Raw genomic sequence first — 12,107 nt, 5'->3', positions numbered from 1 at the left:
GTACTAAATTTTAAGACTATGGATAAGTTAGAAATAAAAGGAAAGTGGAATGAGTTAAAAGGAAAGGTTAAACAATCTTATGCCGAGTTAACTGATGATGATTTAAAGCATGAAGAAGGCCAGGAAGACGAGTTATTAGGTAGATTGCAGCAAAAAACTGGAAAGGGTAGAGATGAACTGGTTAAATGGATCAATTCATTATAAGATAGTAAAACTGTCACAGCGAAACGGCGATCAATTTTGATTGCCGTTTTTGTTTGATGTAGGTTGTAATAGTAATTTGATGTTGCCAATTTAAATTTGACAGATGGAAAGATTTCCCCAGAATCCAATTTTATCGCCGCAGGACCTGGTACCAAGCAGGCCAGGCCTTGAAATTGCTTGCTTACTTAACCCTGGTGTTTTTGTTTTTCAAGCTAAAACATGGTTGCTCATCCGTGTGGCAGAGCGGCCGCGGCAAAAAACGGGAATGATCTCATTTCCTATACTAAAAGGCGATGGTATTGAAGTAATCGAAATTGCAGAGAATGATCCGGATTTGATAGCTGACGACCCACGGGTTATCAATTATAAGGGTGCCGATTATTTAACTACGCTTTCTCATTTTCGTTTGGTTTGCAGTGATGACGGTATTAATTTTTATCAACCTGATGATTATCCATTGTTACACGGACAGGGTTTAAACGAGGTATTTGGTATTGAGGACTGTCGGGTTGCCTGGATAGCAGATACTTATTACCTTACATATACAGCGGTATCAGCACATGGTGTTGGTGTTGGAATGCGGACTACTAAAGATTGGAAGACATTTGAACATCATGGAATGATTATCCCACCACACAATAAGGATTGCGCAATTTTTGAGCAAAGAATTAACGGCAAATTTTTCGCACTGCACCGCCCAAGTAGTGTTGGCTTGGGGGGCAACTACATTTGGATTGCTGAATCGCCGGATGGTATACACTGGGGAAATCATAGGTGCCTAATTAAAACCCGGGTAGATAAATGGGATAGTAAACGCGTTGGTGCGGGCGCTGCTCCAATTAAAACCAGCATGGGTTGGTTGGCAATTTACCATGGTGCTAATGCCCAACATGAATATTGCCTGGGTGCTTTTCTAATGGATCTGGAAGAACCATCAAAGGTTTTAGCGCAAACCGATGAGCCCATTATGCGTCCTACTGCCAAGTACGAAAAGTGTGGGTTTTTTGGAAACGTTGTTTTTACAAACGGCCATACTGTAAATGCTGATGAGCTTATAATTTACTACGGTGCAGCAGATGAGTTTGTTTGTGGAGCGAAGTATTCAATTAAGGAAATTCTATCTCAATTAGTGCCAGTTGCTTAGCTTTAAGGTTAACATCAAATGTTCTGAGGTGGCGTTTAAACAAGCCATTGGACCTAAACCTCGACAGAAGTGGCAGCCCCGTAATGCAATGAAGGGCTATAACGGATGGCGGGGCCGGAAGGCGGCCACAACCACCAGACCGTTCATTTTCTAATATTATTAAAACAAAAAATGCCCCGATATCTCATCAGGGCATTCTTATAAAGCTTTATTTGGGAATTAGTAACCGAAAATTTGCTCGAGACTAAGCTTCGTTACCGGACCAATTTTTGCCAAATCTGCCATGTTTATTTTCTTTTCCGAAGCTACAATACAGTAGTTGTATGGCATTCCAGATAAATTACTTTGATGAAAAGACTTTACATCAGCAAAGGTTAGCGGCTTCAGGTTGGCGTATTCATCAATTCTAGAATCGTGGTCAAAACCTAATTTCTTGTCAGCTAAATAGGTAGATATGATGCCATCTTTAGTAATTCTCGAAGTTTCTAAACTATTTAAAGAATTGGTTTTAGAAAGATTGAATGATTTATCTGATTCTGGAAGGGTTGTTAAAAGTTCGTTCATTCCTGCAACAGCATCGGTCATTTTATCTGCCTGTGTACCTACATAAGCGATTATGGCATTCTCTTTTTCTTTAGTATTTGGCGATGAGTAAACCGCAAATGTAGAATAAGCCAATGCTTTAGATTCGCGAATGGTTTGGAATACGATTGAACCCATACCACCACCAAAGTAGTTATTAAACAAACCTATTTTTGCTGCATTTGCCGGATCGTATAAACCGCCATTGCGCACCCAACGAATTTCTGCCTGAACCATATCGTAATCTGCAAAATAAACCCGGTTAGAATCAGTCTTGGTATATGCAAACTTTTTCATTGGCGCTGCTTCTGTAAACTCTTTAGCCAGGGGATGAAGTTTTACAATATCTGCTGATAAGGCAGCGAGTGTTTTAGGCCCATAATAAGTTACCGTATGTTTATAGTTGGTTAAGTTGTGCAACAGATAAATTAAATCGGCAGATTTCATGTTTTTAATCTCATCATTACTTAATCCGTGGTTAAATGGATTATCTTTTCCATATTGTGCATAGCTCATTAACCCACCTAAAATTGACGATTTGTTAAGTTTGGCATTGTCTCTTGCTTTCAATAATCTCCCTTTTAAATCGTCTAACGCTTTTTCATTTGGTTTGCAATTTGCCAATACATCCTCTACCAATGAAACCGCCTTATCGAAGTTTTCCTGGAGGCCTGAAATTGAAATTGTGGTAACTTCTGTGCCCACATTTATGTTATAAGAGCATGCAATATTATAGAATGCCTTACTTAGCTCTTCTGCAGAATATTTATCTGTACTTAAAAAAGCGAGATACTGGGAAGCGTAGGGCAACAGTTTGTAGTTGTAAGAGCCCATATCAAATCGGTAGCTCATACGAAAGATGCCGTTTTCGGTGTTTTGCACTGAAATGACATCGGCAATACCCGCTTTTCCAAACTGAAGGTCTTTAGTGTAATCTAAAAATTTAGGTGCAATTGGTTTAACCGGTGCAGCAATAATGTCCCTTGTAAATGGAGACACTTCGTTCGCATTTGTTTTAACTGCGGTAATAGCAGGTTTTTCTACCTTGATAATGCTTTTATCTTCGCCTTTATGTTTGAAGATAGACACATAGTTGTTGATAAAAAACTGGTTAGCAAAATCAACAATTTCTTTCTTGGTAACCTTACTCATTGCATCGGTAGCAGAAAGCATTTTATCCCACTCGTTGCCACGGTTTTGTATAAAAGCATTCATGGTTGCATCAGCCCTTACATCATTATTATCGTAAGCCTGTAGTTCGGCTAACTTGATATTGGCAACAGTAGCTTTAATTAAACTTTCGTCGAATTCGCCTTTTTTAAGTAGGTCTACTTGTTCCAACAAAAGTTTTTGGGCATCTTCTAAACTCTGACCAGCTTTCGGCGAACCGGAAAGGATAAAGATTCCATAATCTTTCATTTGATTATAACCTGCACCAGCCCTTAGCATCTTTTGTTGCTTGTTGATGTTGATATCCATTAAGCCCGCTTTACCATTCGATAGAATACTACCGATAAGATCAAGAAGTAAACTCTGGCGGCTGTTCTGTGCAAACCCGCGGTATGCTACATAAAGACTCTCGGCGCTAGGGCCATAAATATCTACTTTTTGTACTTGGGTAAGTGGCTTTTCTGGAGCTGGATTATACAATGATAATGGTTTCGAAGCCATGTAGGCAAAATCCTTGTCGATTTTTTTAATCAGATCATCATAGTTAATGTCGCCAGACATGATCAGCGCCATATTGTTTGGTACATAATACTTGTTATAGTATTTCCGAATTTCTACGAGTGATGGGTTTTTCAAATGTTCTATAGTGCCGATAGTAGTTTGCTGCCCGTAATTGTGCGTTGGAAACAAAGCATAAAGCATTTTCTCGTACATTTTACGTCCGTCGTTATCCATGCCAATGTTTTTTTCTTCGTAAACAGCTTCTAGTTCTGTATGGAAAATTCTAAAAACCGGCGCACGGAAACGTTCTGCCTGTACCGCCAAAAACTTATCAATGGCATTAGATGGCAAATCTTCTTCGTAAACAGTTTCTTCTACTGATGTATGTGCATTAGTTGAGCCACTTCCAATAGATTTCATCATCTTATCGTACTCATTTGCGATGGAATAGCTCGAAGCTTCACCAGAGGTTTTATCAATTTCTGCATAAATCTCTTTGCGCTTTGCAGGATCAGTTGTCTTGTTATACGTTTCGTACAACGATTCAATTTTATCTAATAAAGGTTTTTCTTTTGCATAATTTAGGGTTCCAAATTTGTTTGTTCCCTTAAATAATAAATGCTCTAAGTAGTGCGCTAAGCCGGTATTGGTTCGTGGGTCGGTATTACTACCTGCCCTAACTGCCATTTTGTATACGATGTTAGGTTCCTTGTTATTTTGTGAGAGGATAACTGTAAGTCCATTTTTTAACGTATAAAACCGCGATTTGGTGGGATCGTTTGTTACATACTTATAGTTGTAACCACCAGATGTTCCTGTTTTCCATTGATAGGTAGTTTGCGCCTGGGCAACAGTACCAACAACTAAAAAACAAGCAAGAGAAAATAGTTTGATTTTCATTGATTTGAGTTTGGTTTATGTAATGGCTTTAAATTAACCCGGAATACAGGGCAATCGAGCTTCATTATAATAAGTTATTTACCCAAATATAAGGCTTTATTGCATCCAACAAAATGCTTTTCATCTTTCAAACTAAAAAAATAGTGAAAATTTTGCTTGTTAGATTAAATTGGCAATAATCGTTGGGGTAAATTTTATATTCCGTATTTTTACCAGCATGATAGAGCAAAGTTCTAAGCCCAATATATTAGTAGTAAATGATGATGGAATCACCGCAACAGGCATCAAAAATTTAATGGAGGTGATGCAGGAACTCGGAAACGTAGTTGTTGTTGCACCAGATAGTCCTCAAAGTGGAATGGGCCATGCAATCACAATCGGGAAGCCTATTCGGTTTGATAAAGTTACGCTTTATGAAGGTGTAGAAATGTACAAGTGTAGCGGTACGCCTGTAGATTGCGTAAAATTGGCCGTTAATAAAATTTTCAAAGGTAAAAAGCCCGATCTATGCGTATCAGGCATTAACCACGGTTTAAATAACTCGATAAACGTATTATACTCAGGCACAATGTCTGCTGCTGTGGAAGGTGCAATAGAAAAAATTCCATCAATTGGTTTTTCTATGGATGATTTTGCAGCGGATGCGGATTTTAGTCACACCAAAAAATATATCAAAACCATTTGCGAACAGGTTCTAGCCAATGGTTTAACTGAAGGTACTTTGTTAAACGTTAACTTCCCCAAAGGACCAACATTAAAAGGGATAAAAATTTGCAGACAGGCAAATGCTAAGTGGATGGAAGAGTTTGACGAAAGAACCGATCCATATAAAAGGCCCTATTATTGGTTAACTGGTGTTTTCGAAAATTTTGATCATGGTGAGGATACTGATGTTTGGGCGCTCGATCATGGTTATGTTTCTATTGTTCCTGTACAATTTGACTTGACTGCACACCATGCGATACAAACACTTAACAGCTGGGATTTCGGTTTAGCTGCTGGTGATGTAGAAAGCGCAAGCACTAAGAATACATCTGCCGCTGATGGAATAAATCTTGGTTAAAGTACACGGCATGGATACAATTAGGAAGTTAAATAATTCTGTTTGGGTTGGTTTGGCTATAGGATTAGTAATTCCTGCCATCCTGGTTTCAATCGCCTGGTTTATTATTCACCATGTAGCTTTGTTGGCTAAGGCCGATTTATTATACATTGGTGCTATAGCTGTAAATGCCTACACCATGCAATATTTCTTCAAAATTTATAAAGAAAATATTGGTCGAGGGATTTTAGCAGCTACTTTCGTGTGCGCATTCTTGTTTTTTGCCTACAAAGTATTTTAGCTCATTTTTATCAGTAAAACACCCAATTAATTTTCCACCAGACAATAAAAAGGAAAGCAAACACATGAAATATTATCTCGTAGCAGGAGAGGCTTCTGGCGATTTGCATGGCGCCAACCTAATGAAAGCGCTTAAGCATGAAGACCATGAGGCTGTATTCAGGTATTTTGGTGGAAATAAAATGCAGGCTGAAGGAGGCACATTGGTAAAGCATTACGCCGATATGGCTTTTATGGGCTTTACAGAAGTGATACTAAACCTTAGAACAATTTTCAAAAATCTATCAGCATGCAAAGCAGATATAACTGGTTGGAAACCTGATGTGCTGATTTTGATCGATTTTCCGGGTTTCAACTTGAAAATAGCTGAGTTTGCAAAGGCCTGTGGTATTAAGGTGTGCTACTATATTTCTCCAAAAGTTTGGGCATGGAACCAAAAAAGAGTGCTAAAAATAAAAAAGGTAGTCGACCATATGTTTTGCATATTGCCTTTTGAAGTAGATTTCTATCGAAACTGGGGAATGGAAGTAGATTATGTTGGCAATCCATTGCTAGATGAAGTAGCACAATTCTCTCCCGATGCCAATTTTCGGGTAGCAGGCGGTTTAGGTGACGGTAAAATCATTGCGCTTTTGCCTGGTAGCAGGAAGCAGGAAATTGAACGCCTATTGCCAGTAATGCTGCTTTTGACAGATCAATACCCAGCATATTGTTTTGCAATTGCTGCTGCGCCTAGTTTTTCTGAAAGTTATTATCATCAATTTATTGGGGATAGAAATGTGCAGCTTTGTTTTAACAATACCTACAATTTATTACACCATGCACATGCTGCAATAGTTGCTTCAGGTACGGCTACGTTAGAAACTGCATTGTTTAAAGTTCCTCAAGTTGTTGTTTACAAGGGAGGGGTCATTTCCATAGCAATTGCTAAAATGTTAGTCAAAATCAAGTTTATCTCTTTAGTGAACTTGATTGTAAATAAAAAAATTGTAACTGAACTTATCCAGGAAGAGTGTAATATCCAAAACCTTAATTTTTCCCTAAGCGCCATTTTAAGCGAAACAGGTAGATCAAACATGCTTAACCAATACGATGAGCTTCTCCAATTGATGGGGAAACCTGGCGCCTCGGCTAAAACCGCCAGGCTTATTTACAAGTATGCAGCTGCAAGCTCATAGTTATATCACAACTTTGTTATAAACCATTTGCACAATTCTTAAAACAAATACCTCATTTCGGCGTTACTAAAACGTTTTGCGTACTGCTGTTCGTCCCTAATTAATTTCTACGCCTCTTTAATTAAGCGAAACATTAGTCGCATTGCGTAACTAATTATAAACTAAACTAATGAGTGCCAATGAGAAACATTCTACCCAGGATCGCGGCCTTCCTATGCCTAATCCTAATTTCAAACTCCCAGTTGTTTGCTAAATCAATGAGAGAAACCGCGGGTTTCAATCATTACTATTTTCAGCAAGACACTACCAAAAGAGACACTACCAAGAAAGTACCGGTAGCAACGCCAGCCGATTCGGTTAAAGTTCCGGTGAACCCGCTAGGTGGCTCAAGTCCTGTACCTGCTGCGCCCCCGGCAAATGCTCCTGCTACGTCTGCAACAGGTACCTCAACACAAAATACCATAAAAGGTGTGGTATTGGATGAAAAAAAACTCGGCCTTCCAGGCGTTGGAATCAAAATCCAAGGTAAAACAGGTGGAACCGTAACGCAAGAGAACGGCAGTTTTAGCATTGCTGTAACAGCTCCAACCGATATCCTAGTTTTCAGCTACATTGGCTATCAACAAAAGTCTGTTCCGGCAGGAAATGGCGCTACACCCTTAACGGTTAACCTGGTACCATCAGGCGCTCAGAAACTAGATGAGGTGGTAGTTGTTGGTTATGGAACGTTAAAGGCTAAGGAAGTAACTTCAGCAATAGCAACTGTAGATACCTCACAATTTAGACAAAGTGGGTCTCGCAATCCCCTCGATTTATTGCAAGGTAAGGTGGCGGGCTTGCAAATTACCCGAACAGGAGGGTCAAATCCCAACTCTGGTGTTGGTATCCAGTTACGTGGCGTTACCTCAGTAACAGGTAGTCAAAGCCCTTTAATTGTAATAGATGGAATACCTGGCGGTAACCTAGATTTATTGCAACAAGACGATATTGCCTCTTTCAGCGTTTTAAAAGATGGATCTGGTGCTGCGATTTATGGTACAAGAGCAAACGCTGGGGTAATTTTAGTAACAACAAAAAAGGGTAAGGCTGGTCCGGCCCGCTTTGATTATTCAGCGTATGTGCGTAAAGAATACTTGTACAGGAGGCCAGATTTTTTAACTGTTGATGAGTTTAGAGAAAAGATTCAATCAGGACAATTTGATAGACAAGATTATGGCGCTTCCCTTGATCCCTTTGATGATTTGGTTAATCACCAGAACTTTAGTCAAAACCATAACCTTTCGATGTCTGGCGGCTCAGACAAAACAAGTTACAGGGCCAGTATCAATTACCGGGATTTGCAGGGTTTTGCAAAAAACAACCGCCGAACTGAATACGGAATCAGGCTTAATCTAAATTCCAGAGGTTTGGATGATAAGTTATTTACGCAGGTAAATCTATCTACAAACTTTAACAAAGGTGACTTATTAGGTGGTGGCGGTTGGGAAAACCAATTGACACGAAACCCAACGCAGTCTTATTATAATCCAGATGGTTCATACTTTTTTGATCCGAACGCTACAAATGAAATTGCCAGATTGGAGCAAGAAACCAATAAAAGACAACAACAAACAAGCTCTATCGATGCAAAAGTTGAGTATGAACTTTATAAAGGTTTAAAAGCTTCCATCTTTGGTGCCGTTCAGAGAAACAGTTATATCGATGGTTCTTACAGATCTATTTTCGGTGAATATTCAGTAGAAAACGATATCTATAAGAATGGTGGATATGCCGCACGCTCGACAGTTTTAGAGCAGAACTACAATGTGGAACCTACATTACAATATTCTACAACTTTTGGTGAAGACCATAGTTTAACAGGTATTGCTGGATATAGTTATCGCTACGAAGTAAATGAAGGTTTCAATGCCGGAAACTTAGGTTTTCTTAATGATCAGTTCCAGGAAAACAATTTAAATGCAGGAAATCAGCTTTCAGCTGGTAAAGCATTTCTAGGAAGTTTCAAAAATGATAATACTTTGATCGCTTTCTTCGGAAGGGTAAACTATACCTTTAAAAACCGATATTACTTACAGGCAATTTTACGTAGAGAGGGATCTTCGCGTTTCGGTGTCAACAACAAATGGGCAAACTTCCCGGCAGTTTCTGCAGGTTGGACCGTAACCGAAGAGAAATTTATGGAAAATGTAAAGTGGGTAAATAACTTGAAAGTGAGAATTGGATATGGTGAAACAGGTAACTCAGGAATCTCTAATTATGCATCGTTAGTTACATTGGGTACAGGTGGTGTTTATTTATATCCTGATGGACAATATAGGGAAACTTATGGGCCTAATACCAATCCAAATCCAAACTTAAGGTGGGAGAAAAAACAAGAGATTAACCTAGGTTTAGACTTCTCACTTTTATCTAATCGCCTTTCTGGATCATTAGATTTATTTAAACGTGTTACAAAAGATTTGTTAGATAATTATGACTCTCCTCAGCCACCTTTCGTAAGAAGTCAGATTTACACCAACGTGGGGTCTATATCTGCAAAAGGTATCGAATTGGCATTAAGCTATCAAGCTGTTAAAGGAAAGGATTTCCAATATAATATCGACTTAGCTGCGAGTACTACCAGTAATAAATTAGATTCTTATTCTAATAGCGAATACAAAAGGGATTATCTATCTACAGCGCCAATTGGCGGTTTTGGAGACTTAGGAAATGCCATTAGAATTTATGAAGGTGGAAATATAGGCGATTTCTGGGGTAAACGCTTTGCTGGCTTTACTGGCGATGGTAAATGGCTATTCTTCAACAGAAACGGTCAGCCAATTAGAAATGATCAAATCAATAATTCATTCTTTAGAGACCAAACTGATTTAGCAATCATCGGAAACGCAATTCCTAAATATTACTTGTCGCTAACCAACAGCTTTAATTATAAGCAATTTGATTTAAGGGTATTCTTAAGAGGAAAGTTTGATTATCAAATCCTGAATACAACCGCGCTATCTTACGGAAACAAAGTGTCTGGTACTAATCTGTTAAGTTCTGCTTTTGATAAATATGCTCAGATCAATGATACCTACATGTATTCAGACTATTATATCGAAGATGGTAGTTTCTTAAAAATTGATGAGGTAACGTTTGGATATACTTTTAAATTAAAATCGAAAAACGTTCGCAATCTAAGAGCGTACATCACTGGTCAGAACCTGGCAACCTTTACTAAATACACAGGAAATGATCCTGATTTTGTTAAAGATACAGGATTAGGTCAAGCAGCAAACGATGGGGTTTTGGGCGTAGACGGTAGAGGACCTTATCCAAGTACATCTTCATTTTTATTAGGGGTTAGTTTTGGATTTTAGAAACAATTATATGAAAACGATAAATAAAATATATACTTCGTGCTTAGCAGCTATGATGCTAATTACAGCTAATGGTTGTACGAAACTCGATGAAAACTTGTATGACACGATTAGCAGTGATAGTTTTTATCAAAATAAGAATGAAATTATCTCCGCGGTATTAAGGCCTTATACCCATGCTAATGCATGGGGAACATCATCAGGGCAAGATGGTTGGTGGCGATTGGCCGAACTATCTGGCGACCAATTGGCTTGGCCAACTAAAGGAAGACATGGTGAGGATGGAGGGAAATGGAAACGTTTACACTATCACACCTGGACAGTTGATGAAGGCGGTATAAACAATGCATGGTCTTTAATGTACTGGGGTGTTGGCTTGTGTAACGTGCCGATTGAGAATCTTGAAAAAAGAGATGCGGCACAGCTAGGTATAACACAACAGGAAAAAGATGCTTTCATCGCAGAGCTGAAGTTGTTCAGAGCTTATCATTATTTAAAACTGATGGATTTGTTTGGAAATATCCCTGTGGTTACGGTTGTTGGGGAACCAGCAAGACCATCGACACTTAGCCGCCAGGAAGTTTTTAATTTTATAGAAAAAGAAATTAAAGACAACATAGAAAAGGCTCCAAAATTATCTAAATCGATGTTGGGCAGAATGAGCCAGGCAGGAGGATACGCGATGTTAGTAGAACTTTATTTAAATGCAGAGGTTTGGACCGGAACAGCACGGTGGGACGACTGTATTGCGGCGGCAGATAAGTTAATTACCAACCAAGCAGGTGGTTTAAACGGAAACATGCAGTTAGACCCTAACATCACAGATCAATTTAAACCAGACAACGATTTAAGTAAAGAATCTATATTTTCGGTAGCATACGAATTTCAGCGAGCAAATTTCCAACCGGGCTTTCCGAGCGATTTTTACCACTTTAACCAGCAATTCATTTATGGCGGAAGTAGAAACGGAAACGACGGAATTGTTGTCGTGCCAGGCAATTTTACCACTTATGTTGATACCGACCTGAGAAAGAGGACTTGGCTATTAGAAGGTAAGATGTTCCGTTTCGATAACGGACAGCCGTTGATCGCAACCGGAGGAAATGAGTATGATGGGAAACAATTGGAGTTTGTAGATAACATTCAAAAAAATAAAATCGGTTCTACAGTATCTAATATGAGTGAAGGTGAAGAGAATAGTGGCGTTCGTTTTAACAAATACAAATTAGGTAATCAAGTTGGTAATGCAACTACGCCGCCAAGTTTAGTATACAATAACACCGACTGGAACATTTATCGACTTACCTGGATCTATTTTGCAAAAGCAGAAGCATTAATGCGTAAAAATGGTGGTGCAGCTACCGCAGAAGCCGTACAGCTGATCAATGATTGTAAAGTACGTGCATTTGCGCCAGCAAACTGGACTCCTTATACAACTGCCACCCTAAACCTGAATGAGCTATTAATTGAAAGAGGAAGAGAGTTTATCTTCGAAGGTTTCCGTCGCGATGATTTAATTCGTTTCGGAAAGTTCGCTACCGGATCATGGTGGGATCACCAACCAACCAACGCGATCAGGCAACTTTATCCGATTCCGCAACAACAAATTGCATTAAATTCAAATTTGAAACAAAATCCTGGTTACTAATAACCATCTTAAAAAGGGCGCCCAATTCGGCGCCCTTTTTAGTTTTAACAAAAATTAACGGTATTTCTACCAACTAAAA

The 12,107-nt window shown here is 38.9% G+C and carries 8 protein-coding genes; 7 read left to right on the top strand and 1 reads right to left on the bottom strand.

Annotated features, from left to right (window positions below; all coding sequences use genetic code 11):
• Positions 1–18: 18 nt before the first annotated feature.
• Both OQ268_RS00920 and OQ268_RS00915 read left to right on the top strand, forming a co-directional pair.
• The gene (locus tag OQ268_RS00920) at positions 19–204 is read left to right on the top strand and encodes a CsbD family protein (RefSeq protein ID WP_265854182.1); all 186 of its coding nucleotides are present in this window, start codon (positions 19–21) and stop codon (positions 202–204) included.
• A gap of 103 nt (positions 205–307) precedes the next feature.
• Entirely contained in the window at positions 308–1,348 is a 1,041-nt protein-coding gene (locus OQ268_RS00915; RefSeq protein ID WP_265854181.1) for a glycoside hydrolase family 130 protein, read from the top strand.
• Positions 1,349–1,567: 219 nt separating this feature from the next.
• Here the strand turns inward: OQ268_RS00915 and OQ268_RS00910 are convergent, their stop codons facing one another.
• The gene (locus OQ268_RS00910; RefSeq protein ID WP_265854180.1) at positions 1,568–4,501 is read right to left on the bottom strand and encodes a M16 family metallopeptidase; all 2,934 of its coding nucleotides are present in this window, start codon (positions 4,499–4,501) and stop codon (positions 1,568–1,570) included.
• 217 nt (positions 4,502–4,718) lie between these two features.
• Between OQ268_RS00910 and surE the strand changes: the two genes are divergently transcribed.
• From surE to OQ268_RS00885, 5 genes are all read left to right on the top strand, one after another.
• Positions 4,719–5,564, top strand: coding sequence for a 5'/3'-nucleotidase SurE (surE, locus tag OQ268_RS00905; protein ID WP_265854179.1), 846 nt, complete (start codon positions 4,719–4,721; stop codon positions 5,562–5,564).
• Between the two features lie 10 nt (positions 5,565–5,574).
• Positions 5,575–5,844 carry a stationary phase survival protein SurE gene (locus OQ268_RS00900; protein WP_265854178.1) on the top strand — a complete coding sequence of 90 codons (270 nt, stop codon included), beginning with the start codon at positions 5,575–5,577 and terminating at the stop codon, positions 5,842–5,844.
• A 64-nt stretch (positions 5,845–5,908) separates the two neighbouring features.
• Positions 5,909–7,021 (top strand): lipid-A-disaccharide synthase, encoded by a 1,113-nt coding sequence (lpxB, locus tag OQ268_RS00895; protein WP_265854177.1) that lies wholly within the window; start codon positions 5,909–5,911, stop codon positions 7,019–7,021.
• Positions 7,022–7,278: 257 nt separating this feature from the next.
• On the top strand, positions 7,279–10,380 hold the full coding sequence (locus OQ268_RS00890) for a SusC/RagA family TonB-linked outer membrane protein (RefSeq protein WP_265854176.1): 3,102 nt from the start codon (positions 7,279–7,281) through the stop codon (positions 10,378–10,380).
• Between the two features lie 10 nt (positions 10,381–10,390).
• Positions 10,391–12,028 (top strand): RagB/SusD family nutrient uptake outer membrane protein, encoded by a 1,638-nt coding sequence (locus tag OQ268_RS00885; protein ID WP_265854175.1) that lies wholly within the window; start codon positions 10,391–10,393, stop codon positions 12,026–12,028.
• Positions 12,029–12,107 lie beyond the last annotated feature (79 nt).

The organism is Pedobacter sandarakinus, assembly GCF_026240095.1.
GTDB classification, from domain to species: Bacteria; Bacteroidota; Bacteroidia; order Sphingobacteriales; family Sphingobacteriaceae; genus Pedobacter; species Pedobacter sandarakinus.
This window is presented reverse-complemented; position numbering and strand designations above follow the sequence as displayed.

Coding starts and splice junctions, on each gene's coding strand:
- OQ268_RS00920 (WP_265854182.1), top strand. CDS start 19: ATGGATAAGTTAGAAATAAAAGGAAAGTGGAATGAGTTAAAAGGAAAG.
- OQ268_RS00915 (WP_265854181.1), top strand. CDS start 308: ATGGAAAGATTTCCCCAGAATCCAATTTTATCGCCGCAGGACCTGGTA.
- OQ268_RS00910 (WP_265854180.1), bottom strand. CDS start 4,501: ATGAAAATCAAACTATTTTCTCTTGCTTGTTTTTTAGTTGTTGGTACT.
- surE (WP_265854179.1), top strand. CDS start 4,719: ATGATAGAGCAAAGTTCTAAGCCCAATATATTAGTAGTAAATGATGAT.
- OQ268_RS00900 (WP_265854178.1), top strand. CDS start 5,575: ATGGATACAATTAGGAAGTTAAATAATTCTGTTTGGGTTGGTTTGGCT.
- lpxB (WP_265854177.1), top strand. CDS start 5,909: ATGAAATATTATCTCGTAGCAGGAGAGGCTTCTGGCGATTTGCATGGC.
- OQ268_RS00890 (WP_265854176.1), top strand. CDS start 7,279: ATGAGAGAAACCGCGGGTTTCAATCATTACTATTTTCAGCAAGACACT.
- OQ268_RS00885 (WP_265854175.1), top strand. CDS start 10,391: ATGAAAACGATAAATAAAATATATACTTCGTGCTTAGCAGCTATGATG.